Source organism: Blautia sp. Marseille-P3201T (assembly GCF_900120295.1).
In the GTDB taxonomy this organism is placed as follows: Bacteria; Bacillota; Clostridia; order Lachnospirales; family Lachnospiraceae; genus Blautia.
The window spans coordinates 126,671-152,646 of sequence record NZ_LT635466.1 but is presented as its reverse complement, the minus strand read 5'-3'; the positions used below and the strand labels follow the sequence as shown (position 1 = coordinate 152,646).

At 38.4% G+C, this 25,976-nt stretch carries 22 protein-coding genes; 20 read left to right on the top strand and 2 right to left on the bottom strand.

Annotated features, from left to right (window positions below):
• Positions 1-4 precede the first annotated feature (4 nt).
• Genes BQ7352_RS02295 through holA form a run of 3 tightly spaced genes read left to right on the top strand, consistent with a single transcriptional unit; the run spans position 5 to position 4,214 of the window.
• The gene (locus BQ7352_RS02295) at positions 5-943 is read left to right on the top strand and encodes a GerMN domain-containing protein (protein ID WP_072446638.1); all 939 of its coding nucleotides are present in this window, start codon (positions 5-7) and stop codon (positions 941-943) included.
• Entirely contained in the window at positions 936-3,194 is a 2,259-nt protein-coding gene (locus BQ7352_RS02290; protein ID WP_072446637.1) for a DNA internalization-related competence protein ComEC/Rec2, read from the top strand. Before BQ7352_RS02295 ends, BQ7352_RS02290 begins: the two co-directional genes overlap by 8 nt.
• 39 nt (positions 3,195-3,233) lie before the next feature.
• Positions 3,234-4,214, top strand: a complete 981-nt coding sequence (holA, locus tag BQ7352_RS02285) for a DNA polymerase III subunit delta (RefSeq protein WP_072446635.1) — start codon at positions 3,234-3,236, stop codon at positions 4,212-4,214.
• Positions 4,215-4,404: 190 nt separating this feature from the next.
• Here the strand turns inward: holA and rpsT are convergent, their stop codons facing one another.
• A complete protein-coding gene (rpsT, locus tag BQ7352_RS02280) occupies positions 4,405-4,668 on the bottom strand; it encodes a 30S ribosomal protein S20 (RefSeq protein ID WP_072446633.1) in 264 nt (87 codons plus the stop codon).
• 185 nt (positions 4,669-4,853) lie between these two features.
• Here rpsT and gpr point away from each other — a divergent pair, with 185 nt between their 5' ends.
• The 16 genes from gpr (at position 4,854) to BQ7352_RS02200 (ending at position 22,802) form a co-directional block, all read left to right on the top strand.
• Positions 4,854-5,765: a GPR endopeptidase gene (gene gpr / locus BQ7352_RS02275; protein ID WP_072446631.1), complete on the top strand. Its 912-nt coding sequence runs from the start codon at positions 4,854-4,856 to the stop codon at positions 5,763-5,765.
• Positions 5,766-5,805: 40 nt separating this feature from the next.
• Positions 5,806-7,035: a stage II sporulation protein P gene (locus BQ7352_RS02270; RefSeq protein WP_072446629.1), complete on the top strand. Its 1,230-nt coding sequence runs from the start codon at positions 5,806-5,808 to the stop codon at positions 7,033-7,035.
• Positions 7,036-7,126: 91 nt separating this feature from the next.
• Positions 7,127-8,941, top strand: a complete 1,815-nt coding sequence (lepA, locus tag BQ7352_RS02265) for a translation elongation factor 4 (protein ID WP_072446627.1) — start codon at positions 7,127-7,129, stop codon at positions 8,939-8,941.
• 21 nt (positions 8,942-8,962) lie between these two features.
• On the top strand, positions 8,963-10,108 hold the full coding sequence (hemW, locus tag BQ7352_RS02260; RefSeq protein WP_072446625.1) for a radical SAM family heme chaperone HemW: 1,146 nt from the start codon (positions 8,963-8,965) through the stop codon (positions 10,106-10,108).
• A 98-nt stretch (positions 10,109-10,206) separates the two neighbouring features.
• Complete coding sequence (locus BQ7352_RS02255) at positions 10,207-10,644, top strand: CBS domain-containing protein (protein ID WP_072446623.1); 438 nt, start codon at positions 10,207-10,209, stop codon at positions 10,642-10,644.
• Positions 10,645-10,788: 144 nt separating this feature from the next.
• Positions 10,789-13,629, top strand: a complete 2,841-nt coding sequence (gene uvrA, locus BQ7352_RS02250; protein ID WP_072446621.1) for an excinuclease ABC subunit UvrA — start codon at positions 10,789-10,791, stop codon at positions 13,627-13,629.
• Between the two features lie 79 nt (positions 13,630-13,708).
• Positions 13,709-14,704, top strand: a complete 996-nt coding sequence (locus tag BQ7352_RS02245; RefSeq protein ID WP_003023273.1) for a rod shape-determining protein — start codon at positions 13,709-13,711, stop codon at positions 14,702-14,704.
• A gap of 20 nt (positions 14,705-14,724) precedes the next feature.
• Entirely contained in the window at positions 14,725-16,959 is a 2,235-nt protein-coding gene (gene recD2 / locus BQ7352_RS02240; protein ID WP_072446619.1) for an SF1B family DNA helicase RecD2, read from the top strand.
• Positions 16,956-17,660 carry a ComF family protein gene (locus BQ7352_RS02235; protein ID WP_072446617.1) on the top strand — a complete coding sequence of 235 codons (705 nt, stop codon included), beginning with the start codon at positions 16,956-16,958 and terminating at the stop codon, positions 17,658-17,660. Before recD2 ends, BQ7352_RS02235 begins: the two co-directional genes overlap by 4 nt.
• Before the next feature lie 89 nt (positions 17,661-17,749).
• Positions 17,750-18,175, top strand: coding sequence for a hypothetical protein (locus tag BQ7352_RS02230; protein ID WP_072446615.1), 426 nt, complete (start codon positions 17,750-17,752; stop codon positions 18,173-18,175).
• Positions 18,176-18,177: 2 nt separating this feature from the next.
• Positions 18,178-19,209, top strand: a complete 1,032-nt coding sequence (locus BQ7352_RS02225; RefSeq protein ID WP_072446613.1) for a hypothetical protein — start codon at positions 18,178-18,180, stop codon at positions 19,207-19,209.
• 61 nt (positions 19,210-19,270) lie between these two features.
• Positions 19,271-20,170, top strand: a complete 900-nt coding sequence (gene cdaA / locus BQ7352_RS02220) for a diadenylate cyclase CdaA (RefSeq protein WP_072446611.1) — start codon at positions 19,271-19,273, stop codon at positions 20,168-20,170.
• Positions 20,151-21,437: a CdaR family protein gene (locus tag BQ7352_RS02215; RefSeq protein ID WP_072446609.1), complete on the top strand. Its 1,287-nt coding sequence runs from the start codon at positions 20,151-20,153 to the stop codon at positions 21,435-21,437. The genes cdaA and BQ7352_RS02215 overlap by 20 nt, the downstream gene beginning before the upstream one ends.
• 27 nt (positions 21,438-21,464) lie before the next feature.
• The gene (locus BQ7352_RS02210) at positions 21,465-21,728 is read left to right on the top strand and encodes an HPr family phosphocarrier protein (protein WP_072446607.1); all 264 of its coding nucleotides are present in this window, start codon (positions 21,465-21,467) and stop codon (positions 21,726-21,728) included.
• A 67-nt stretch (positions 21,729-21,795) separates the two neighbouring features.
• Positions 21,796-22,500 (top strand): AzlC family ABC transporter permease, encoded by a 705-nt coding sequence (locus BQ7352_RS02205; RefSeq protein ID WP_072446605.1) that lies wholly within the window; start codon positions 21,796-21,798, stop codon positions 22,498-22,500.
• Entirely contained in the window at positions 22,497-22,802 is a 306-nt protein-coding gene (locus tag BQ7352_RS02200; RefSeq protein WP_072446603.1) for an AzlD domain-containing protein, read from the top strand. Before BQ7352_RS02205 ends, BQ7352_RS02200 begins: the two co-directional genes overlap by 4 nt.
• 87 nt (positions 22,803-22,889) lie before the next feature.
• Here the strand turns inward: BQ7352_RS02200 and BQ7352_RS02195 are convergent, their stop codons facing one another.
• Positions 22,890-24,122, bottom strand: a complete 1,233-nt coding sequence (locus BQ7352_RS02195; RefSeq protein ID WP_242948498.1) for a D-alanyl-D-alanine carboxypeptidase family protein — start codon at positions 24,120-24,122, stop codon at positions 22,890-22,892.
• 187 nt (positions 24,123-24,309) lie between these two features.
• Between BQ7352_RS02195 and BQ7352_RS02190 the strand changes: the two genes are divergently transcribed.
• Positions 24,310-25,923: a S1C family serine protease gene (locus BQ7352_RS02190; protein WP_072446599.1), complete on the top strand. Its 1,614-nt coding sequence runs from the start codon at positions 24,310-24,312 to the stop codon at positions 25,921-25,923.
• The last annotated feature ends 53 nt before the right edge of the window (positions 25,924-25,976 follow it).

Here is a 25,976-nt window from a genome sequence, read left to right as displayed (position 1 = left end):
ATAGGTGAAAGGAAGAAAGCGGAGAATTCTGTTTCTTTTATTCTGTGTTGCCATATTGTTTGTGGCAGGGTGCAGTAAGAAAGAAAAAAAAGAAGAAAAAACAGAATATCAGATGTATTATTTATCCCCTACAGAAAGTTTTCTGGAAACGGATAATTATAAACCGACAAAGAGAACGACAGAAGCCATGGTGCAGGAAATCGGCAAAATGTTAGACGAAACACCTGAAAAGGAAGAACATTTTCGGCTTTTGCCAAAAGAGGTGAATATTTTAAATTGTAGTTATGATGGGGAAAAGGTTGTGGTAAATTTTAATGAAAACTACAAAAAAATGAAAAATACCAGAGAAATTTTAGTAAGAGCAGGTGTTGTGGCGGCATTTACACAGATACCCGGAGTGGAATATGTGGAATTTACGGAAAATGGAGCGCCATTGACAGACTCAGAAGGTGTGGAAATAGGAAAAATGGATAGAAATACTTTTGTTGCAAATGAAGGAGAAAATGTCAATTCTTATGTACACAGCAATTTGAACCTGTATTTTGCAGATGAAGAGGGAAGCAGCCTGGTGAAAGAAACGGTTTCTGCTTATTATAACAGCAATATCCCTGTGGAAAGAGAGGTGGTAGAGCGACTGCTAAAAGGTCCGAAAACAGAGGGGCTAAAGCCAACTTTATCACCAAACACGAAAATTTTGGGTGTTTCCATTGTGGAAGGAATTTGTTACGTGAATTTGGATAAGAGCTTTCTGAATAATTCAATGGATGTACAAGAGAAGCTTCCAATCTATTCCATTGTTAATTCACTCACTGATGCATGCAATATTCGAGCAGTACAAATTTCTGTAGAAGGTGAGACGAAAGTTACTTTTCGGGAAACTATGAAATTAGACGAGCCTTTTCATGCAGATTATAGCCTGATAAAGGAGGAAAAAGGTGAGTAAAAGACCATTGTGTATGGCTGCCCTTTTGTGGGCAGCGGTACTGTGGCTTTTAGGACAGGCTGGGGTTTCGGGTTTTAATTTTCAACCGCCGAAACTTCCGGTTAAAAGCCCTTTAGAAAAAGCCACAGTCAGTGGAAGTGTTTATAAAAAAGAAGAATTTGATCTATACACAAATCTTTATATCAAAAATGCAAATCTAAATGTAAAATCAAAAAAATATCCCATAGATCATGTAAAAGTCCATATTAAAAATGAAAAATGTACGGTTTCTTTCGGATGCGGAGATAAAGTGGCAGTAAACGGAAAGTTGGAGGAAATACCTGTTCCTGTTAACCTGGGACAATTTAACGAAAGAGTTTACAATTATGCCAGAGGAATTAAGTGGTATCAGACCGGTGACTCTATAAGTATACTGGAAAAGAATTCTAATCTGTTTTTAAAATGGCAGGATAAAATAAAAAAAATGTGGAAAAAGGGAATTTCATCAGTTGTGCAGGAGGATAAAATTGGATTTTTTGAGTCTGTTTTGTTGGGAGAAAAGAGAAATTTGGACAGCAGTCAGAAAATTCTGTTTCAGCTTATGGGCTGCTCGCATATTTTAGCCATTTCAGGATTACATCTTTCTATTATGGGAGGAGGACTTTTAAAAATTTTACAGAGGCTTTCGGTACCTTTTTGGGCAGCGGGAATTATTTCTATGAGTACAATGATTTTATATGGAGGTCTTACAGGAAGTGGAGCTGCTGTAATGCGGGCTGCGATTATGTTTTCTGTGTGGGTTGGAGCGTTGCTGTGGAAAAGAACGTATGACTTTATGTCTTCTGCAGCATTGGCATTTATTTTGCTTTTAATAAAATCACCTTTATATTTATATGATAGTAGTTTCCTATTGTCTTTTGGCGCAATTTTAGGAATGGGTATTGTTCATCCTGTTCTTTTTTCAAAAAAAGTAAAGAGGGGAAAGAAAAATTTCTGGGAAAAGAGCAAAGGGGTTCTGCTGGAGGGGATAAAAGGAGGAATAGCTGTGTGGGCGGTTCTTTTGCCCATGATGATGTATTTTTTTTATGAAATATCTGTTGTCGGAATTGTTGTAAATCTTCTGGTTCTCCCTACAGCAGGAATTTTACTGATATCTGGATGTTTGGGGAGTCTTTTAGGGATGTTTACCATGATTTCGTTAGGAAAAATAGTAGTATTACCTGCTGTTTTAATTTTAGAGATTTATTTGGGAGTGGGCAGAGTCCTTCAGCAAATTCCCTTTGCACTATGGATTACAGGAAAGCCTGCGTTATGGAAATGTGGGTGTTATTATACAGTACTTGTACTTTTGATATGGGCAGAGAAACATAAGAAATGGAAAAAAGTTTTTTGCGGACTTTTAGCAGCATGTACTCTTCTTTTATGTAGTAAGTTTCCATGGGAAAACAGAGATATTACCTTTTTAGACGTAGGACAGGGGGATTGTGCGTGTGTACATATAGGAAACAGAGAATGTTTTTTAATAGATGGTGGAAGCAGCAGTGTGTCCGGTGTGGGAAAATATCGAATTCTTCCATTTTTAAAAGCTTTTGGAATACAGGAAATAAAGGGGATTTTTGTTTCTCATACAGATTTGGATCATATTAGCGGAATACAGGAAATTTTGGAAAATGTGGCAGAAAAGGAAACACAGATCAAGGTTGACACATTATTTTTATCAGAATGTGAGGAGGCAAAGGAGAAACTGGAGGATTTAGAAGAAAGGGGAAAAAGGGCAGGATGCAAGGTAGTGTATATAAAGAAAGGAACAAAAATAAGGCAGGGAAAAACACAGTTGGAATGTCTTGCACCTGACAGAAAAGATTTAGAATGTAATGAAGGGTCTCAGGCATTTCGAATGACAAAAGGAAACTTAAAGGTACTTTTTACCGGAGATATAGAGGGAGAAGGGGAAAAGGAATTTTTTCAGGAATTAAAAAAGAGAGGTGAGGAATATGATGTGCTTAAAGTGGCACATCATGGCTCAAAGAACTCTACAAAAGAGGAATTTCTGGAAATTATTCGGCCTAAAGCATCTGTAATTTCCTGCGGTAAAGATAATTCTTATGGACATCCTCATGAGGAGCTAATGGAACGACTAAAATATAATACGAATAAAATCTTTTTAACCATGGAGGAAGGAGAGCTTATATTGACCGAGAGAAAGAACGATTTCCTGATAGAGAGCAGAATGAGGAAAAAAAGATATCTTTTCAGAGGAAATGAACCATGATATAATTGCATATAAAAAGATGTAAGAAAAGAGAGAAGTATGAAAAGCTTACAGGAAGATATTAAAAATCAGGATTTTAAACAAGTGTATTTACTGTATGGTGAAGAAAATTATTTAAAGCAGCAATATAAGGAAAAATTAAAAAAAGCTCTGGTTCAGGAGGAAGACTCCATGAATTTTTCTATATTTGAAGGAAAAAAGACAGAGCCAGAAGAAATTATAGATTTGGCTGAAACTATGCCTTTTTTTGCCGATAGACGAGTGATTTTTCTGGAGGATACAGGATTTTTTAAAAATCAATGTTCAGATCTCCCTGAGTATATGGCAGAATTGCCGGAGTATATCTGCATGGTTTTTATTGAAAATGATGTGGATAAAAGGAACCGTATGTACAAGGCTGTAAAAAAATATGGCAGGGCAGTGGAGTTTTGTGTACAGGACAGTAACACTATTATGCGCTGGGTTCTGGGGATGATGACAAGAGAGGGGAAAAAGATTACCCAGAAGGATATGGAGCTTTTTTTGAGCAAAACAGGAACGGATATGGGAAACATAGAAAGAGAGCTGGAAAAACTTTTGTGTTATACCATGGGCAGAGACGTTATTACCGCGCAGGATATTGAGAGTGTGTGTACAACACAAATAACGAACCATATTTTTGAAATGATCCGTTGTGTGACAGAGAAAAATCAAAAAAAGGCATTAGATCTTTATTATGAACTGCTGGCATTAAAGGAACCTCCAATGCGGATTTTGTTTCTCCTGGCAAGACAGTTTAATTTAATTATGCAGGTGAAAGAATTATCAAAATGCGGATATGATCAGACACAAATTGGAAAAAAAGCAGGAATTCAGCCTTTTGTTGTGAGAAATTATCTCACGTATGCAAGAAAATACAGCACAGAAGAATTGAGAATGGCAGTAGAAGAATGCGTTACAGCAGAAACAAAAGTAAAGACAGGACTTATGACGGATACTATGAGTGTAGAATTGCTGTTGGTGAAATTTAGCAGTATATAGAATGTAAAAATCCCCTTAGCTGATGACGGTCAGCCAAGGGGATTTTTTTTATTTCATAGGAAATCGCGTCCTATGAAATAAAAAATGCTCCGCAAGGATGCGCAGCTCGCGGAAATGAAATTATCACTTTGTGAACCGCGCGCGCGGAGATTGTGCTGTTGCACAATCTTTTTTATATGCAATCTGTTTCTTATGCAAGAGCGTTAACTGCTTTAGATAAGCGGGAAACTTTTCTTGCAGCTGTGTTTTTATGATAAACACCTTTAGATGCTGCTTTATCAATAGTAGAAATAGCATTTAATAATGCTGCAGATGCTGCTTCTTTATCTTTTGCTTCAATAGCAGCTTCTACTTTTCTGATAGAAGTCTTAACAGCTGATTTAATAGATTTATTTCTTTCAGCTTTTGTTTTGTTTACTAATACTCTTTTTTTTGCAGATTTAATGTTAGCCAAAGCGTACACCTCCGAATATAATCTTTTTCCAATTTATTGTTTTTCTATTATTTATCGGAGAAAGACACGGAACTCTCCGATACAACATGCTTTTTTATTGTAGAATATTTGTTGATAAATGTCAATACATAAAATTCTTTAAAATGCAAAAAATACTGTTAAAATCAAGGGAAAGGAAGAGACAGATGTCATTGCAGAGAATTCATACAGATTTGGCATTGGAAGCGAAAGAGAAGTTTGAGGAAGATAATGTAGAGGTCAGAGGAGTTGTTATTGAGGAGGATTATAATCAGGAGAAAGATATCAGAACAACCGTAGTGCGAATTGAAACAGAAAACGGGGCGAAAACTATGGGAAGACCGCAAGGTGTTTATATTACCATTGAGGCGCCTAATATGTCTGTGCCGGATGAGGATTATCACAGAGAAATTTCAAAAGAAATTGCATATCATGTAAGGAGGCTTTTGCCTCAAAAAAAGGATATTCGGGTATTGGTGGCGGGACTGGGAAACAGAGAAATTACACCGGATGCGCTGGGACCGGAAGTAGTGGCAAATCTTCATATTACCAGACACCTTATAAAAGAATATGGTATTCAGGGTATGGGGGAGGAGCATGCTGACAGCATAAGCGGTATTGCACCTGGAGTTATGGCTCAGACTGGAATGGAAACATTGGAAATTATACGTGGTGTGGCAGAGGAAACAAAGCCTGATGTAATCATTGCCATTGATGCTTTAGCTGCCAGAAGTGTAAAACGACTGAATAGAACCATCCAGATTACAGATACAGGGATTAATCCGGGTTCTGGTGTAGGTAATCACAGAAATGGTTTAAATGAGGCTGTGTTAGGGGTAAAAGTAATTGGAATTGGAGTTCCTACAGTGGTAGATGCGGCAACTATTGTGCATGACTCTATGGCACATTTACTGGATGCTTTGGATGAGGCAGAGCAGAAAGAATTCCTGGAGGAAATGATTGCCCCCTCTCTTTATAGTATGTTTGTGACACCTAAAGATGTAGATGAAACGATAAAAAGGCTTTCCTATACAATTTCTGAGGGGTTAAATTTTACATTTACAAAAGACAAGGCATAATTGAAATACATTTTCTCATATATAGATATGAGGTGATAGGGTGAAGAAAAGAGATGTGGAACAGGGAATTTCAATTTTGCTATGGCTTTTTATGGTTCTGCTGGCAGCAGATATCATTGTAAAGGGACTGGCTCTTGATAAAACAGATATGGAATATATGATGGGGAATATTCAGAAACAGGCAGTAAAAACATATCTTCCGGGTTTAACAGAAACAAATGAGAAAAAAGATGGAAAACAATGGTTGTGGGATAAGATAACGGGACAAATTCCTGCGTTAAAAAAATATTCAGAAGAGGAAGAAGAAAAACCGGAAATTGACAGGGAAACCAGTGGCAGGATTATGAGAGAGAACACGGAATTTTTGGAGGCAAAGCTTTTAGAAGAAAATCAGGAAGCAGGTCCTCCATCTTCCGGTTATGAAAATACAGAAAATGAGGAAATACCGGGAGATACTTCGAGTCAGGAGGCTGCTAATCAGATAAAGGCTCCTGTTACGGATATTCCCCTGGAAAAGTTTCAGGACTTTGATTTTGTTATGAGTAATTTTTATACGGTGGATAAAACTACCAGTATAAGCAGTGAAGAATTAAATGCACCGGCGCTTCTTGAAATGGATATGCGGATGCAGGGAAGTAATGAGCAGCCGCAAATTCTTATTTATCATAGTCATTCTCAGGAGGAATTTATTGATTCTGTACCGGGAGATCCTTCTACGACTATTGTGGGAGTGGGGGATTATCTGACAACTTTGCTGCAGGATACATACGGATATAACGTTATTCATGTGACAGATACTTTTGATATTGTAGATGGGAAACTGGATAGAAATAAGGCATATACTTATGCTCAGGAGAGGATAGGAAAGATTTTAGAGGAGAACCCCAGTGTGGAAGTAGTTATCGACCTTCATAGAGATGGGGTAGCAGAAGACAAGAGGCTGGTGACCAATATTGATGGAAAAGATACAGCAAAGATTATGTTTTTTAATGGTCTGAGCAGAACAAATCAAAATGGTGATATTTCTTATCTTCCAAATCCATATATTCAGGAAAATCTGGCATTTTCTTTACAGATGATGCTGGAAACAAAGAAGTATTATCCTGATCTGGCAAGAACCATCTATCTGAGAGGGTATCGATACAATCTGCATTTGAGACCGAAAGCTCTGTTGGTAGAATGTGGAGCGCAGACCAATACTGTACAGGAAGAGATGAATGCTATGGAGCCTTTGGCAGATATTTTGAATAAGGTACTGACAGGAGCATAAATTTCTTGCTTAATTTCTAATTGCCATGATATAATTATATAGTATGCCTATTTATATGTTTAGCATGAAGGAAAACTATGGAGGAAATTATATGCCGTCAATCGAACAGAGTAAAATTCGTAATTTTTGTATTATCGCACATATTGACCATGGTAAATCTACATTGGCAGACCGTATTATTGAGAAAACCGGACTGCTCACTGATAGAGAGATGCAGGCACAGGTCTTAGATAATATGGATTTGGAAAGAGAAAGAGGAATTACTATAAAATCTCAGGCTGTCCGTATTGTATATCATGCAAAGGACGGAGAGGAATATATTTTTAATTTAATAGATACGCCGGGACATGTGGACTTTAATTATGAGGTATCACGAAGTCTGGCTGCCTGTGACGGAGCAATCCTGGTAGTAGACGCTGCTCAGGGAATTGAAGCACAGACGCTGGCAAATGTGTATCTGGCTTTAGACCATGACTTAGATGTATTTCCGGTTATTAATAAAATTGATTTGCCAAGTGCAGAACCGGAAAGAGTTATCAATGAAATTGAGGATGTAATCGGAATTGAGGCGCAGGATGCTCCTTTGATTTCTGCAAAGACAGGATTGAATATTGAAGATGTTCTGGAACAGATTGTAGCAAAAATTCCTGCACCTTCAGGAAGTCCTGATAATCCTTTGCAGGCACTGATCTTTGACTCTATTTATGATCCGTATAAGGGAGTTATTGTATTTTGTCGTATAAAGGAAGGAACTGTCCGCAAAGGTACAAAAATCCGTATGATGGCAACCGGCGCTGTTGAGGAAGTTGTAGAAGTGGGATATTTTGGCGCAGGACAGTTTATTCCGTGTGATGAACTTTCAGCAGGGATGGTAGGCTATGTAACTGCCAGCATTAAAAATGTAAAGGATACCCGTGTAGGCGATACGATTACAGATGAAGAAAGACCTTGTGAAAAACCGTTGCCGGGTTATAAGAAAGTCAATCCTATGGTATTCTGCGGTGTTTATCCGGCAGATGGTGCAAAGTATCAGGATTTACGGGATGCGCTGGAAAAGCTTCAATTAAATGATGCTTCTCTGTTTTTTGAACCGGAAACGTCCATTGCTCTTGGCTTTGGTTTCCGCTGTGGTTTCTTAGGATTACTGCATTTGGAAATTATTCAGGAAAGACTGGAGAGAGAATATAATCTGGATCTTGTTACAACAGCTCCGGGAGTTGTTTATAAGGTACACAAGACAAATGGGGAAGTTATTGACCTTACTAATCCGTCAAATCTTCCGGATCCATCTGAGATTGAATATATGGAAGAACCTATGGTAAAGGCAGAAATTATGGTGACTACAGAGTTTATCGGACCGATTATGGATTTGTGCCAGGAGAGAAGAGGACAGTATCAGGGAATGGAATATATGGAAACTACCCGTGCGCTGCTTCATTATCATCTGCCTCTTAACGAGATTATCTATGACTTTTTTGACGCTTTGAAATCACGTTCCAGAGGTTATGCTTCTTTCGATTATGAAATGCTGGGTTATGAACAGAGCGATTTGGTAAAATTGGATATTCTGGTAAATAAAGAAGAAGTAGATGCTTTGTCCTTTATTGTATTTGCAGGTTCTGCTTACGAAAGAGGCCGTAAGATGTGTGAAAAGCTGAAAGAAGAAATTCCAAGACAGCTTTTCGAAATTCCTATTCAGGCGGCAGTGGGAAGTAAGATTATTGCCAGAGAAACTGTAAAAGCGATGCGTAAAGACGTATTGGCAAAATGTTATGGTGGAGATATTTCACGTAAGAGAAAGCTTCTGGAAAAACAGAAGGAAGGTAAAAAACGTATGCGTCAGATTGGAAACGTAGAAATTCCGCAGAAAGCTTTTATGAGTGTATTAAAATTAGATGATAAATAAGAAATTGGGGAAGGTATTGCTATGAAGAAAGATTTGGGACTTTATATTCATATTCCATTTTGTGTGAAAAAATGTGAATATTGTGATTTCCTTTCCTGGAGTGCAGGAGAGGAAGAACGGGAGCAATATGTAAATGCATTGCTTTCGGAGATTGAAAGCTATAAAGAGTTTGCAAAAGGATACCGTGTATCAACGGTATTTATTGGGGGAGGTACACCGTCTGTTCTTTTACCAAAGCAGATGGAGCGTATTCTTCAGAAAGTTTATGAAGTATTTGAACTGGAGAAACGACCGGAAATTACCATAGAAGTAAATCCGGGAACAGTGGATGAAGAAAAACTGCAGTGCTATAAGGAAAATAAAATTAATCGTTTGAGTATGGGGCTGCAGTCAGTAAAGGACGATAAACTCAGACTTTTAGGCAGAATTCATACTTATCAGGACTTCGTGGATAGCTATGAACTGGCAAGAAAAGTGGGATTTGATAATATCAGTCTGGATTTGATTTCTTCCATACCGGGACAGACTCTGCAGGAGTGGAAGGAAGAATTGGAAACAGCAGCGGCACAGAAACCGGAGCATATTTCTGTTTATCAGCTTATTATTGAAGAGGGTACGCCTTTTTATGAAAAATATGCAGAACATCCGGAGCTGTTGCCTGATGAGGAGACAAGCAGAGAAATCTATCTTTGGACAGGCAAATTTTTAAAAGAAGCAGGATATGAGCAGTATGAGATTTCCAACTATGCCAAGTCAGGAAAGGAGTCCAGACATAATTTGAAATACTGGGAACGCGGAGATTATCTGGGATTGGGATTAGGTGCGGCATCTATGGTTAGAAATATCCGTATGAGTAATACGAAAGATATGAAAGTTTACCTGGAACGATGCAGTCAGCCGAAAACAATGAGAGAAGATGTGCAGTTTTTAGAGGAACCACGTCAAATGGAAGAATTTATGTTTTTGGGACTCAGAAAAACTCGTGGTATCTCAAAAAAAGAATTCAGACGAATATTTGGAAGAGATATTGATATGGTTTATGAAAAAGCCTTACATAAATGTCTGGAAAATGGGATGCTGGTGGAACATAAAGACTGGATTTCTCTTTCGGAAGAGGGAGTTCTTTTAAGTAATGCAGTGTTATCAGAATTCTTATTCGATAAGTAAGTGAGTTTATTAAATTTTAAGAAAGTTTAATTCTTTTGTTCTGGATTTCTGGATTTTTTTGTGTCAGAATAAGAGCAGAAATACAGGGGAGGATTTGTATGAACATATTATTTTTTCTTACCCCCAAGGCAGATGTTGCATATATTTACGATACATACAGTCTTAGACAAGTATTGGAAAAAATGGAATACCATAAATACTCGTGTATTCCGATTATTAATGAACGGGGAAAGTATACGGGTACTATTACAGAAGGTGATTTGCTGTGGGGATTAAAAAACAGAGCTGATTTAAACTTAAAAAGAGCAGAGGAGGTTCCAATTACTTCTTTTGAGAGAAGAATGGATTATAAACCTATACGTGTAGATTCTGATATGGAAGATTTGCTGGATAAGGCAATGAAACAGAATTTTGTTCCTGTGGTAGATGATCAGAAGAATTTTATAGGGATTATTACCAGACGAGATATTATGCAGTATATTTGTTCATCATGCGGAAAGAATGATACGAAAGAGAAAGAAGCTGTCGGCGTTTAAAGTGCCGGCAGTTTTCTGCGTTTATTTGAGATAAGAAAAAAGAACAAATGTTTGCAAATGGGAAAGGCGATGTGGTATGATATAAGAAAATCAGGAAACAATGGAAAATAGATACTGAGTGAGATACAGAAGAGAGGAAAAAATATGGCAATAAAAATGCAGGCAAGACAATTTATAAAGATACGCGGTGCAAATGAAAATAATCTGAAAAATCTTGATGTGGATATCCCCAGAAATGAAATGGTCGTGCTTACAGGACTCAGTGGTTCGGGAAAGAGTTCTCTGGCGTTTGATACAATTTATGCAGAAGGTCAGAGAAGATATATGGAGTCTTTATCTTCCTATGCCCGCCAATTTTTGGGACAGATGGAAAAACCGGATGTAGAGAGCATAGAAGGGCTTTCGCCTGCAATTTCCATAGATCAGAAATCTACTAATCGAAATCCGCGTTCTACAGTGGGAACTGTGACAGAGATTTATGATTATTTTCGTTTGTTATATGCAAGAGTCGGTATTCCTCACTGTCCGAAATGCGGCAGAGAGATTAAGAAGCAGACTGTTGACCAGATGGTAGACCATATTATGGGAATGCCGGAGAGAACGAAAATACAGCTTTTAGCTCCGGTGGTGAGAGGACGTAAAGGAACTCATGCAAAATTGTTTGAACAGGCAAGAAAAAGCGGTTATGTGCGTGTGCTGGTAGACGGTAATTTATATGAATTAAATGAAGAAATTAAGCTGGATAAAAATATCAAACATAATATAGAAATTATTGTAGACCGTTTAATTGTAAAACCGGGAATTGAAAAACGACTGACAGACTCTATTGAAACGGTGCTTAATCTGGCAGAGGGAAAACTGGTGGTAGATACCATGGATGGAAATTATGTGAATTTCAGTCAGAGTTTTGCTTGTCCGGACTGTGGAATTAGCATTGATGAAATTGAACCCAGAAGCTTTTCCTTTAATAATCCCTTTGGCGCCTGTCCTTCCTGCTTTGGACTGGGATATCGTATGGAATTTGATGTAGACTTAATGATACCGGATAAGAGTCTCAGTATTTCTCAGGGAGCAATTACTGTAATGGGATGGCAGTCCTGTGCAGATAAGGGAAGCTTCACCAGAGCAATTTTAGATGCATTGGCAAAGGAATATCACTTTGATTTAGATACGCCTTTTGAGGAGTATTCTCAGGAGGTGCAGGATGTTTTAATTCACGGAACAAATGGAAAAGAAGTGAAAGTGTATTATAAAGGGCAGCGGGGAGAAGGTGTTTATGATGTAGCTTTTGAAGGAATTGTAAAGAATGTAGAACGCCGTTACAGAGAAACCGGTTCAGAAACTATGAAGCAGGAATATGAGTCTTTTATGCGTATTACTCCATGTCCTTCCTGTAAAGGGCAAAGGCTGAAGCCGGAAGCTCTGGCTGTCACAGTGGGAGATAAAAATATTTATGAAGTTACTTCTATGGCAATCAGCAGTCTCTATGATTTTTTAGAAAATCTAAAACTTACAGAAACCCAGCAGATTATAGGGGAACAGGTTTTAAAAGAAATTAAGGCGAGAGTGGGATTTTTGGTAAATGTAGGTCTGGATTATCTTACATTGTCAAGAGCAACAGGAACTCTTTCAGGCGGAGAAGCGCAGCGTATTCGACTGGCAACACAAATTGGTTCCGGTCTGGTTGGTGTGGCATATATTTTAGATGAACCAAGTATTGGACTTCATCAAAGAGATAATGACAAGCTTTTAGGAACATTGAAACATTTGCGTGATCTGGGAAACACTTTGATTGTGGTGGAGCATGATGAAGATACCATGCGTGCAGCAGATTGTGTAGTGGATATTGGTCCGGGAGCGGGAGAACATGGCGGTCAGCTGGTGGCAATCGGAACGGCAGAAGAAATTATGCAAAATCCAAATTCTATTACAGGGCAGTATTTAAGCGGTAAAATTAAAATTCCTGTGCCCGAAGTCAGAAGAAAACCAACAGGATTTCTTACAATTCGAAAAGCAGCAGAAAATAATTTAAAGAACATCGACGTAAAAATTCCGCTGGGAGTGATGACTTGTGTAACAGGTGTTTCCGGTTCAGGAAAGAGTTCTCTTGTCAATGAAATTTTATATAAGAGTCTGGCGAGAAAGTTAAATCGTGCAAGAACAATTCCGGGAAAGCACAAGTGCATTGAGGGGGTAGAGCAATTAGACAAGGTGATTGATATTGACCAGTCACCGATTGGAAGGACGCCTCGTTCCAATCCAGCCACTTATACCGGCGTGTTTGATCAAATCCGAGACCTTTTTGCGGCTACGGCAGATGCAAAAGCAAGAGGGTATAAAAAGGGCAGATTTAGTTTTAACGTTAAGGGCGGAAGATGTGAAGCCTGCAGCGGTGACGGTATTTTGAAAATTGAGATGCATTTTTTACCGGACGTATATGTACCTTGTGAAGTGTGTCAGGGAAAACGATATAACAGAGAAACACTGGAAGTGAAATACAAAGGTAAGAGCATTTATGATGTACTGAATATGACAGTAGAGGAAGCGTTGGCTTTCTTTGACCACGTTCCGTCTATTAAGAGAAAAATTCAGACTTTGTATGATGTTGGACTGTCTTATATTCGTCTGGGGCAGCCTTCCACTGAGCTTTCAGGAGGAGAAGCACAGAGAATTAAACTTGCCACAGAACTTAGTAAGAGAAGTACAGGAAAGACAATTTATATTTTAGATGAACCTACAACAGGTCTGCATTTTGCAGATGTGCATAAATTGATTGAAATTCTTCAAAGACTTTCTGAAGGCGGAAATACTGTTGTAGTAATTGAGCATAATTTAGATGTAATTAAAACAGCAGATTATATTATTGATATAGGACCGGAAGGCGGAGATAAGGGAGGAACTGTGGTTGCCAAAGGAACTCCTGAGGAAATTGCAGCAAATCCTGCATCTTATACAGGTCAATATGTGTCAAAATATTTGAGATGATTGCCCCTTTTCAATAAAGGGGAAGTTGTATATAATGAAGTAGAGCCAAGGCGAAAAGTCTTAGGAAAGGGGTAAATAAATGGCAGCATCAGATATTGGAATTGATTTGGGAACAGCCAGTATCCTTGTTTATGCAAAGGGTAAGGGTATTGTTTTAAAAGAACCGTCAGTAGTTGCGTATGATAAAGATAATAATAAAATACGGGCAGTGGGCGAGGAAGCCCGCCAGATGATAGGACGTACACCGGGAAATATTGTGGCAGTTCGCCCTTTAAGACAGGGAGTTATATCTGACTACGAGGTTACAGAAAAAATGCTGAAATATTTTATTTCCAAGGCAATCGGAAAGCGGGCATTTCGAAAACCGCGTATTAGTATATGTGCTCCAAGTGGGATTACAGAGGTGGAGAAAAAAGCAGTAGAAGAAGCTACTTATCAGGCAGGCGCCAGAGAAGTGCATATTATAGAGGAACCTATTGCAGCGGCTATTGGTGCGGGGATTGACATTACAATACCTTTTGGAAACATGATTGTAGATATTGGAGGCGGAACTACAGATGTTGCAGTGATTTCACTGGGCGGTACAGTAGTATCTACTTCTATTAAGCTGGCAGGCGATGATTTTGATGACGCAATTATGCGGCATGTGCGAAAAAAGCATAATCTGATGATTGGAGAGAGAACAGCAGAAGATATTAAAATACAGATAGGAACCGTATATTCTTCTCCTCAGCCGAAGAGCATGGAAGTTAAAGGGCGTGATACCATTACAGGATTACCGAAGAGTGTTACGCTGACTTCAGAAGAAATCAAAGAGGCTTTACGGGATGCCACAACGCAGATTATGGAGACAATTCACAGTGTGTTGGAGAAAACACCGCCGGAACTGGCAGCAGATGTGGCAGAAAGAGGAATTGTACTTACCGGAGGCGGCGCTTTGCTGGGAGGACTGGAAGAACTGATTGAAGAAGAAACAGGGATTAATACTATCGTAGCAGATAATCCGGCACAGGTGGTGGCTATAGGTACAGGCCAGTACATGGAAATGATGAGCAAAATGAACGGAAAATTATAGAGATACAGAGAGGAAGAAATGTGGAAGAAACGATTGAAGGATATGTAGAACATATTATATATCGAAATCAGGAAAATGGATATACAGTGGCAAATCTTGTTGTGGAAGAAACAGAGATTACCTGTGTGGGGATTTTTCAATACTTAAATGAAGGTGAGGCAATAAGGGCCAAAGGAGTATACAAGGAACATCCTTCTTATGGACAGCAATTTTCTGTATCTTCTTATGAAATTGTAATTCCACAGGACTCTCTGGCAATGGAGCGATATTTGGGCTCAGGAGCAATTCGAGGTATCGGAGCTGCGCTGGCTGCGAGGATTGTGCGTCATTTCGGTGATGATACCTTGCGGATTATTGAGAATGAACCGGAACGTCTGGCAGAGGTCAAAGGAATTAGTGAGCGCATGGCGCGGGAAATTGCAGAACAGGTAGAGGAAAAGGCAGATATGAGAAAAGCCATGATGTTTCTGCAGCAGTACGGAATTTCTCAAACTTTAGGAGCTAAAATTTATCAACAGTATAAGCAGGATATGTACCGGATTTTAAAAGAAAATCCATATAAAATGGCAGAGGATATTTCCGGTGTGGGATTTAAAATTGCAGATGAAATTGCAGCACGCATTGGTATTCATACAGACTCCGATTACCGCATCCGAAGTGGAATTTTATACATATTGCTTTTAGCAACGGCAGAGGGACATGTATACCTGCCCCAAAGAGTTTTGCTGACAAGAGCAGAGAAGCTTCTGGGGGTTCAGGCAGAGTATATGGAAAAACATCTTGTGGATTTGGCTATTGACCGCAAAATTGTCATAAAGGAAATCACAGATGAAATCCGAAGTGAGAAAGAAAAGATTGTCTATGCCAGTCAATACTATCAGATTGAATTGCATACGGCTCAGATGCTTCATGAACTGAATTTAAAAGACACTGTAGATGAAGATGTAATTGCACAAAAAATTCGAAGAATTCAAAAAGCAGAAAAAATTGAATTGGATGAGATGCAGCAGCAGGCAATTGTGGAAGCTGTGAAAAACGGACTGTTGGTGATTACCGGAGGACCGGGAACAGGAAAAACTACGACAATTAATGGTATTATCCGGTATTTTGAAATGGAAGGATTGGATATTTACCTTGCAGCGCCTACAGGAAGAGCAGCGAAACGTATGACAGAGGCTACCGGATATGAAGCGAAGACGATACATAGAATGTTAGAGCTTACCGGAGCGCCGGAAGAAAAATCAGGAAGCATTCATTTTGAAAGAAATGCTCAAAACCCGCTAGAGGCAGATGTGATTATTATTGATGAAATGTCTATGGTAGACATTTTTCTTATGCATGCGCTTCTGTCAGCAGTAGTAGCAGGAACAAGACTGATTTTAGTAGGTGATGTAAATCAGCTTCCCAGTGTAGGTCCGGGAAGTGTTTTGAAAGATATTATTGCTTCAGGTGAATTTCCGGTTGTGGAGCTGGTAAAAATTTTCCGTCAGGCATCGCAAAGTGATATTGTTGTAAATGCCCATAAAATTAATCAGGGCGTGCCGGTAAGTCTGGATAATAAAAGTATGGATTTCTTTTTTTTGAAGCGATATGATGCAAATGTGATTATCAGCGTTATGATCACTTTAATCCAAAAGAAAATGCCTAAGTTTGTAGATGCAGAACCATATGATATACAGGTACTGACACCTATGAGAAAAGGACTTCTGGGAGTGGAGAGATTAAATGTTATCCTTCAGCAGTATCTTAATCCACCGGCAAAGGAAAAAAAAGAAAAAGAGCATGGCAGAGGCCTTTTTAGAGAAGGAGATAAAGTCATGCAGATTAAGAATAATTATCAGTTAGAGTGGGAAATTCGTGGACTTTATGGAATTCCTGTGGAAAAAGGTGTAGGTGTTTTTAACGGAGATACGGGAATTATAAAGGAAATCAATACTTTTGCAGAAACGATTACTGTGGAATTTGATGAACGCAGGTTTGTAGAATATAGTTTTAAACAGTTGGAAGAATTAGAGCTTGCTTATGCAATTACTATTCATAAAGCACAGGGAAGCGAATATCCGGCAGTAATCATTCCTCTTTTAGCAGGACCTAAAATGCTGATGAACCGAAATCTTTTATATACGGCAGTTACCAGAGCCAGAAAATGTGTTACTTTGGTGGGCGATGAAAAAGTTTTTGCAGAAATGGAAAATAATAAGATGGAGCAAAGCAGGTATACGACACTTGATTTGAGAATAAAGGAGAGCCATTGAGCAGAAATTTATTTTTAGATATTTTATATCCAAGGCACTGTCCTGTCTGTCACGAGATTACAGTGCCTCGGGGGAAGAAAATTTGTGATACGTGTAAAGAAAAGTTAAGACCAATTCAGGGCCCCAGATGTTTTTGCTGTTCAAAACCATTGGAAAGGGCAGAGCAGGAATATTGTAAAGACTGCGGGAAAATACGTCAATTTCAACAGGGACTGGGGATATTTCCCTACAGTACCCTTCTTCAAAATTCTTTATTTCAATTAAAGTACGGAAAACGTCAGGAGTATGGTACCTTCTATGGCGAACTCGCCGCATATTATTCCAGAGACAAAATAAAAAATTGGGAAATAGACATGGTTATTCCTATACCATTGCATCCTCGAAGATTGGAAAAACGAGGCTATAATCAAGCGGAGATTATTGCACAGGCATTTGGAAAAAAACTGGATATTTCTGTAGAGAAAAAAATTTTAAAAAGACAGAAGAATACAAAGCCTCAAAAAGAATTAAACCATCAGGAAAGAAAGAAAAATATGAAAAACGCATTTGTTGTGCAAAAAAAATTAAATGGGGAAAATATACTTTTGATAGATGATATATATACAACAGGAAGTACCATAGAAGAAGCGGCAAAAGAGTTAAAAACAGCAGGAGCAGGAAAAATCTTTTTTCTTACTATTGCCATAGGCGCAGATAGTTGAAAAGTCTTGATTAGCTTCCTTTGAGTATGCTATAATGCAATATGTATGATTATAAGTTTTTGAAGAAAAAACAGGAAAAGAGGTATTTTATGCTAAATAATCAGAAAATAAAAAAAATGCATAAATTGGCCCTATATGAGTCAGGAGAAGGAAAGCGCCATTTAGCGATTAGCAATTACTATCGCAGTGATTATATAGGATTGGCACTGATTAAGAACTTTTTTTTGACCACAATTGCTTATGGTATGCTGTTGCTGTTTTATTTTGGGTATAATAGTGAATATCTTATGGAAAATATCCATCGAATGAATTTGGGGCTGCTTATTATAAAAATTGTTGGTGCATATTTAGTTATGCTTGTGGGATATAGTATTTTGACTTATATATATTGTTCTGTGAAATATTCCAAAGCTCAAAAAGGAATACAAGAATATTATAAAGGATTAAATCAAATGAAAAAGATGTATGACAGAGAAGAAAAAAGAAATGGAAAAATGACAGGAAGGAGAAAATAATCATGACAGCCTTATTAGAATTAAAGCAAAGAATAAAGAGTTTTTATAGCGAACATGATGTGTTGCTGCTTTCCCTTTTGAAATTTTTATTGGCATTTTTTCTGTTTCAGGGAATTAATACCAGTTTAGGATTTATGAAAATGCTGGATAATATTTTTGTAGTCTTAATTTTAGCGATTATTTGTGCGGTACTTCCTATTAATGCCATGACAATCATCGGTTGTGCTATGATTATTGCACACTGTTATGCTATTGGACTTGAGGTGGCAGGGTTTGCAGGGCTGCTCATCCTGTTGCTGGTGATACTGTTTTTAAGATTTACATCACAGGATAATTTGGCACTTGTTTTAACACCGGTAGCATTTACCTTTAAAATACCGGTGGCAGTACCTATTGGAAGTGGACTTTTAAGAGGTCCTTCCTGTGCGGTACCGGCGTGCTGTGGTGTTGTTTTGTATTCTTTTATGCAGGTAGTAAAGGAAAAAAGCGCTGTTTTGCAAGGAAAAGAAACAGAAATGATCCAGAAGCTTCAGCTTCTGTTAGACGGACTTATGAAAAATCAGGAAATGTGGATTACCATTGTAGCATTTATAATTGTTTTGATGATGGTTTATCTGATTTCCAGATGTTCTTTTGACTACTCATGGAGAGTGGCAAATGCAGCAGGGGCTGTTACTTACATAGTAATTATGGTTTTAGGCGGTATGTTCCTAAGTGTGGATGTGAATATTTTAGGAGTGGTGTTAGCAGCAGTATTTTCTGTGCTGATTGGTCTTGTTATTGAATTCGCAGTATTAGGAGTAGATTATTCCAGAAGTGAACATACACAGTTTGAAGACGATGAATATGTGTATTATGTAAAAGCTGTTCCAAAGTCTATTGTGGCACAGAAGGAAAAAAGTATTAAGAAAATATCATCTGATTTTGAGAAACAAGAAACTTTGGAGCAGGAAGAAGCAACTCCTGTAGAGAGAGTAAATGAGGAAAATTTTGATTTTGAAAAACAACTGGAAGAGTCATTAAAAGATTTGTAAAAGAAAACAGGAAATTTTAAAATAAGGGATTAGGAAGTAAGATAAAGGGGAGGTGAAAAAAATGAGCAGGTTTTTTGATTTTCTGGAAAGTAATCTGGGATCAGTTTCATCCTTTGACAAAGTACAGTGGATGGATATTGTTGAGATACTTTTGATCGCGGTCTTTGTTTACCAGTTTATGCTATGGATAAGAAATACCAGAGCGTATTCTCTTTTAAAAGGTATTCTGATTGTGGTACTGTTCATTTTTATAGCATATTTTCTTCAGATGAATACCATTTTATGGTTGGTTTATAATGCGGGAGGATATGCAATCACGGCTGTTCTGATTATCTTTCAGCCTGAACTTAGAAAAGCACTGGAAGAATTAGGACATAAGAAAATTGTAAGCAGTATTATTCCCTTTGACAGTAATAAAAATGAAAACGAGGGAAGATACAGTGACAGAACTGTAAATGAAATTGTGCGTGCTACCTTTGAGATGGCAGAGGTAAAAACGGGAGCGTTGATTGTAATAGAGGAGGAGACCGTTCTCAACGAATTTATCAGAACGGGCATTGGCTTGGACTCTTTAATCAGCAGCCAACTGTTGATTAATATCTTTGAGCATAATACGCCTCTTCATGACGGAGCAGTAATTGTAAGGGGAGACAGAATTATTGCGGCTACCTGTTATCTTCCGCTTTCAGACAATTTGAGTCTGAATAAAAATCTGGGTACAAGACATCGTGCAGGTGTGGGAATTAGTGAGGTCAGCGACTCTCTGACGATTATTGTGTCAGAGGAAACAGGAAGAGTATCCGCAGCGAGAAACGGTAAACTTCAGGTTGGTCTGACAAAAGAAGAACTGAAAGATATTCTGGTAGAAGAACAGAATAAAAATAATCAGGAAAAACAGAAACACAAATCAAAACTGAAGCTTTGGAAGGGACTGGTGAAGAATGAAAAAAAACATGATTAACAAATTTACCCTGAAAATCCTTTCATTGATTATTGCGATTTTGATTTGGCTGTTGGTTCGAAATGTAGATGATCCGATTATTGTAAGAACTTTTTATGAAATACCGGTGACGATTGAAAATGCATCGTATCTTGCAGAAAATTTGGAAATCCCATTATTGGTGGATGGAAAAGATACGGTGAAGGTACGGATTAAAGGCGCTCGCTCTGTGGTAAATAAGCTTGAGAAGGAAGATATTACTGCTGTTGCGGATATGACGCAGATTATTTCTAAAGACACTACACCGATTATGGTGCCTGTGGAGGTTACCTGCACAGGTATATCGGACTCCGATATTACAGTAAGACCGAGAAATATACAGGTGAACATTGAAAAGCAGAAAAGTGTAGAAAAAACCATTGCAGTCAGTACCGGAGATACACAGCCGGATAAAGATTATGAAATCGGAAACTTAAAAGCAAATCCTGAGAAGGTAACGATTTCCGGACCGGAGTCAATTATTGATAGAATTGATAAAGTGGTAGCATTGGTCGATGTGACAGGAAGAAAAGAAAGTAATATAGAAATAAAATCCCAATTAAAGATATACGATAAAAATCTGGATGAATTATCAGCAAAACAGTTAGAATATCTGAATATAAAAGAAATCAGTGATAATACCATCCGAATACAGGCGCAGTTCTGGAAGGTAAAACAGAATGTGAAGATAAAAGCTGAATATTCAGGAGAACCAAAGCATGGCTACGAGGTAGACAGCATCAATCTAGTACCGGATACGGTTAGTGTGGCAGGAACTGAGGAGGCTTTAAAGAAGCTGGAGCAGGAAGGTAATACTCTGGAAATTCCGGGGAAGTATATTGATGTTACGGATAAGACAGGAGACTTTGAGGAAAACATTGATTTGAATGAATTGCTTCCGGAAGATTTAAAACTGGTAAGGGATGTGAACAGTTCTGTGATTGCCACAGTAAAAATTCTTCCGTATAACAGTCGAGATTATGAAGTTTCCGTTACACAGATTAAGGCGGACAATAAAGCAGAGGATTTGGATTTGGTATTTCAGGATGAGCAGATTACAATCCGTGCAAAGGCAAAAGAACAGGATTTAGACAGTCTGAGTACAGCGGATATACAGGTACAGATTGATTTGAACGGATACGGAGAAGGTGAGTATGAGGTACCGGTAACGGTTACCTTGCCAAGTGGATATGAATTGGTAGAGGATATTAAAGTAAAAGTGAAATTGGTTCCGGGAGCTGAGAAGTAAAGAATGGGCAGGAAGTGAAAGGGTTGTATGGTTAGTAAGAAAGTAGTAATAAAAAATCCTACCGGTCTTCATTTAAGACCGGCAGGAATTCTCTGTAAAGAAGCGATGCAGTTTAAATCACTAATTACATTTAATTTTTGTGGAGGAACTGCAAATGCAAAAAGTGTACTAAGTGTTTTAGGCGCATGCATAAAATCAGGAACAGAAATTGAATTAATTTGTGATGGGGAAGATGAAGAAATTGCATTAAGAACGCTGATAGACGTAATTGAGAGCGGTTTAGGAGAATAGCAAGATGGGCTGTCGCATGATACGGTAGTGCGATGGCCCTTTTCTATAGAGAAAGAAGGAAAAGAAAATGATACACAATAAGATACAACAAGGGATAAAGGATGGAATTCCTATAGCAATCGGATATTTTTCAGTGAGTTTTACTTTTGGAATGTTAGCAGTAAAAAGTGGAATTTCGATATTTCATGCAGTGCTGATTTCCCTTCTGAATTTAACTTCAGCAGGACAATTTGCCGGAATTAATGTAATTATTGCCCAGTCATCTTTTTTGGAAATGGCATTGACACAGCTTGTTATTAACATAAGATATAGTTTGATGTCCCTTTCTTTATCACAGAAACTGGATGATAATGTGAAAGTCAGAGAAAGACTGGCTATTTCTTATGGAGTGACAGATGAAATTTTTGCAGTTGCAAGTTCCAAACCGGGGAATATAGGCGCGCGTTATATGTACGGTCTGATTTTTCTTCCTGTTTTGGGATGGGTAGGAGGAACTTTGGCAGGAGCGGCTGCAGGTTCTATTCTTCCGGCAGAGATTATCAGTGCTTTGGGTGTTGCTTTGTATGGAATGTTCATTGCCATTGTGGTTCCTGTGGCAGCCGAACATAGAGAGGTGAAAATAGTGGTTCTTACAGCACTTTGTATGAGCACAGCACTTTATTATCTTCCCATAGGAAAGAAAATATCCTCAGGCTTTTCAATGATTATTTGTACTGTAATTTCAGCCGGTTTAGGCGCAGCTTTATTTCCGATAAAGGAGGAACAGGAATGATATATGTATATATTTTTGTCATGGCAGGTGTAACTTATCTTATTCGAATGCTGCCCCTTACACTGGTGCAAAAGAAGATTAGCAATGTTTATGTACGTTCTTTTTTATATTACATTCCTTATGCCTGTCTGACTGCAATGACGTTTCCGGCAGTTCTTTATGCAGCAACCTCACCTATCGCAGCATTTTGTGGTTTTATAGCAGCGGTGCTTATGGGGTTAAAAAAGAAGAGTTTGATTACAGTAGCTTTGTCAGCCTGTACCGTTGTATTTATAGTAGAGAGAGTTTTAGAAATGTTGTAAAATTCTATTATGGACAAAAAATGTGAGGCTATTTCATTAAGTGTATAAATATTTTGAATTTATGCTTAATGAGACAGCCTCATACTTTTATTTTTTCTTTTTGCGGTTTTGCTTTCTAATGTGATATTTCACAATCAGTACAAGCATAATGACTGCAAATAAAACAGTCAGAGTAAGGATGATGGGCAAAATCAGTGGAGAGGGGAAAACCGTTTTTATTGTACCTGTCCGGAACATGGACATATCTGAGGTAATCTGCGTTTCCACGGAAAGAGGAAGCTGTACAGAAGTCTGATATAATGCTGTGCCATGATAAGACCAGGTGCGGGTACGCTGATTGTTTTCATCACTGTCTGAAACAGAGAGAGCATCTGCTGTAACAGCCTTTGGAAGTATCACATTTCCAACAGGAGTTTCTTTGTCCATCCAGTAAAGGGGCTGGATATGAAAATTGTCAAATCCGTAGTCAAAAAGTGTTCTTGTATCTGTAAAACGCTCTGCGTTTTCAGAACGAAGAACTACACAGATCAAAGTCATGTCTTCTCTGGAAGCAGCAGTTACTAAAGTGTTTCTGGCGGCTTCCGTATGACCGGTTTTACCTGCAATGGCGCCATCATAGTGATATTCTCCATCAACAAGAAGTTCATTATGATTTTCCATATTTCTGGGAGTGGATGTTTTATTAGTAGGTGGAATTGTATATTTAGCAGCTCCGGCAATTTTGCAGAAAGCTTCATTTTTTACAGCTTCTCGAAGGATAAGAGCAAGGTCATAGGCTGTTGTATAGTGATTTGGATCAGGAAGTCCATTGGCGTTGATAAAATGAGTGTTGGAACAACCGAGTTCAGCAGCCTTGGCATTCATCATAGCTGTAAAGTTTTCTACGGAGCCGGCAACTTCCACAGCCATCTGTGTGCACACTTCATTGGCTGAAGCTAACATAATCGCGTACAGGCATTGCTCTACGGTGAGAGTCTCACCTACCTGTGCATTGATGGTGGAATTACCTGGGGCTAAATCAGGAAGAATAATATCTGTAAAAGTAATATTCCTGTTTAAATCTGCGATATTTTCCAGTATAATGAGAGTGGTCATTACCTTTGTAGTACTTGCCGGATAACGGATTTCATTCATAGATTTATCAAAAAGCACCTGCCCGGAGGCTGCTTCCATAAGGACACCGGATGCACTGGAAATCTCAGGAGCAGAAGGCCATCCGGAGGGGAAATCCTGAGCACTGACAGATAAAGGTGATAAAAGACATAACAGCAAGGAAAAGACTGACAGTAATAGTTTTTGTATTTGTTTTTTATAACGCAAGTGAAATCCCTCCTTCTTTCTAATCATATACAGTATAGCATATACAGGGATTTCTTGAAATAAAAAATAAAAAGGAAAAGGCGGTTTTTCACTTTTTATTTTCTTTTTTATCACAATTTGAACACAATTAATTGATAGACTAAAACTCGTAAAAGGGAAATGAAATTCACGAAAGGAAGTAAAAGCTATGAGTGATGAATATAATAATACAAATCAGGAACCAGAGAATGAAACTTTAAATGAAATTCAAAATGAAGCGCAGAAGGAAGCGCAAAAAGAACCGGGAGAAACTCCTACACCGGAGAACCCATGTTATGCTCGTTCTTATAAAAAGGAAGAAACAGATAGCAGCGCTATGAAAATGGAAGAACCAAGAAGGGAAGAAAGTAAACAGGAAGAAAGCAAACAGGAAGAGCAGAATGAATATCAGCCATATCAGTTTTCTGTACCAAATCAACCACAGCAACCTAAAAAGTCAAAACAATCTTCCGGCTTTGCAAAAAAGCTGGGAATGAGTGCAGCGGTAGCAGCTGTTTTTGGGTTAGTTGCAGGAGGTGTGTTTTTAGGCGTTAATTATGTTGGAAATGAAGTTTTAGCACCGGAAAAAGTCCAAATTGACAGCACACCGGTCACAGGAGGGCAGACAGTGGACAGTGATACTGTCAGCAATACAGCATCTACAGGAAGTACAGTGGCGGATGTTGCCAAAAATGCCATGCCATCTATTGTATCTATTACAGGAATGAGTGTACAGGAAATTCCTAATTATTTTGGATTTGGAATACAGTCACAGACAGTTCCAAGCAGTGGTTCCGGAATTATTGTAGGACAAAATGATGAAGAACTGCTGATTGCTACCAACAATCACGTAGTACAGGATACAGAGTCTATTACCGTATGTTTTACAAACCAGGATGGTACAGTGGCATCTACAGGAGAGAGTAATCTGGAAGATACTGCGGCAAGCGGCGAAAACAGCACAGATTTAGGAACAGGTACAGCGGTGGCTGCACAGATTAAAGGTACAGATGCAGACAATGATTTAGCTGTAATTGCAGTAAAAATAGCGGATATTCCAGAAGATGTGTTAAGTGAAATTAAAGTGGCTACGATTGGTAATTCAGATGACATGATTATTGGTGAGCAGGTTGTTGCGATTGGTAATGCGTTAGGATACGGACAGTCAGTAACAAGCGGTTATGTCAGTGCATTAAATAAAAGAGTAAGCTCTGACAATATTGACAGTACCTTTATTCAGACAGATGCAGCCATTAACCCAGGAAACAGCGGCGGCGCTCTTTTGAATATGAAAGGTGAGCTGGTTGGAATTAACTCCTCTAAAATTGCTTCCAATGAAGTAGAAGGTATGGGCTTTGCAATACCAATTTCCAGAGCCGAGCCGATTTTAGACAATCTTATGAGTAAGAAAACAAGAAGTAAAGTAGAAGATGAAAACAAAGCTGCTTATCTTGGAATTGCTTGTAAAAACGTAACTTCAGAAGCTTCTCAGATGTACAATATGCCAACAGGTGTCTTTGTAGACAGTGTAGTAGAAGATGGACCGGCAGCAGAAGCAGGAATTCAGCCGGGTGATATTATCCGTAAGATTGACGGAACAAGCGTCAGCACCAACGACGGTTTGATTGAGCAGCTTCAGTACTATGAAGCAGGAGAAGAAATTGACTTTGTAATTTCAAGAGCAAATGGAGGAGAATACAAAGAAGAAACAATTACTGTGGAATTAGGTGCAAAAAAGGATGCACCATCTACATCAGGAAATCCGATTTTAGGAAATCGTTAGTTATAGAGGTTAGGAAGCTGGCTTTATGCACAGCTTCCTTTTTTTTCTTTTAT

What these genes read in the sequence shown, in the direction of transcription:
- cdaA (WP_072446611.1), top strand. Translation starts at nt 19,271, where the DNA reads ATGAGCAGGTTTTTTGATTTTCTGGAAAGTAATCTGGGATCAGTTTCA.
- BQ7352_RS02255 (WP_072446623.1), top strand. Translation starts at nt 10,207, where the DNA reads ATGAACATATTATTTTTTCTTACCCCCAAGGCAGATGTTGCATATATT.
- BQ7352_RS02215 (WP_072446609.1), top strand. Translation starts at nt 20,151, where the DNA reads ATGAAAAAAAACATGATTAACAAATTTACCCTGAAAATCCTTTCATTG.
- holA (WP_072446635.1), top strand. Translation starts at nt 3,234, where the DNA reads ATGAAAAGCTTACAGGAAGATATTAAAAATCAGGATTTTAAACAAGTG.
- uvrA (WP_072446621.1), top strand. Translation starts at nt 10,789, where the DNA reads ATGGCAATAAAAATGCAGGCAAGACAATTTATAAAGATACGCGGTGCA.
- hemW (WP_072446625.1), top strand. Translation starts at nt 8,963, where the DNA reads ATGAAGAAAGATTTGGGACTTTATATTCATATTCCATTTTGTGTGAAA.
- gpr (WP_072446631.1), top strand. Translation starts at nt 4,854, where the DNA reads ATGTCATTGCAGAGAATTCATACAGATTTGGCATTGGAAGCGAAAGAG.
- BQ7352_RS02230 (WP_072446615.1), top strand. Translation starts at nt 17,750, where the DNA reads ATGCTAAATAATCAGAAAATAAAAAAAATGCATAAATTGGCCCTATAT.
- BQ7352_RS02225 (WP_072446613.1), top strand. Translation starts at nt 18,178, where the DNA reads ATGACAGCCTTATTAGAATTAAAGCAAAGAATAAAGAGTTTTTATAGC.
- BQ7352_RS02210 (WP_072446607.1), top strand. Translation starts at nt 21,465, where the DNA reads ATGGTTAGTAAGAAAGTAGTAATAAAAAATCCTACCGGTCTTCATTTA.
- BQ7352_RS02190 (WP_072446599.1), top strand. Translation starts at nt 24,310, where the DNA reads ATGAGTGATGAATATAATAATACAAATCAGGAACCAGAGAATGAAACT.
- BQ7352_RS02205 (WP_072446605.1), top strand. Translation starts at nt 21,796, where the DNA reads ATGATACACAATAAGATACAACAAGGGATAAAGGATGGAATTCCTATA.
- lepA (WP_072446627.1), top strand. Translation starts at nt 7,127, where the DNA reads ATGCCGTCAATCGAACAGAGTAAAATTCGTAATTTTTGTATTATCGCA.
- BQ7352_RS02200 (WP_072446603.1), top strand. Translation starts at nt 22,497, where the DNA reads ATGATATATGTATATATTTTTGTCATGGCAGGTGTAACTTATCTTATT.
- BQ7352_RS02245 (WP_003023273.1), top strand. Translation starts at nt 13,709, where the DNA reads ATGGCAGCATCAGATATTGGAATTGATTTGGGAACAGCCAGTATCCTT.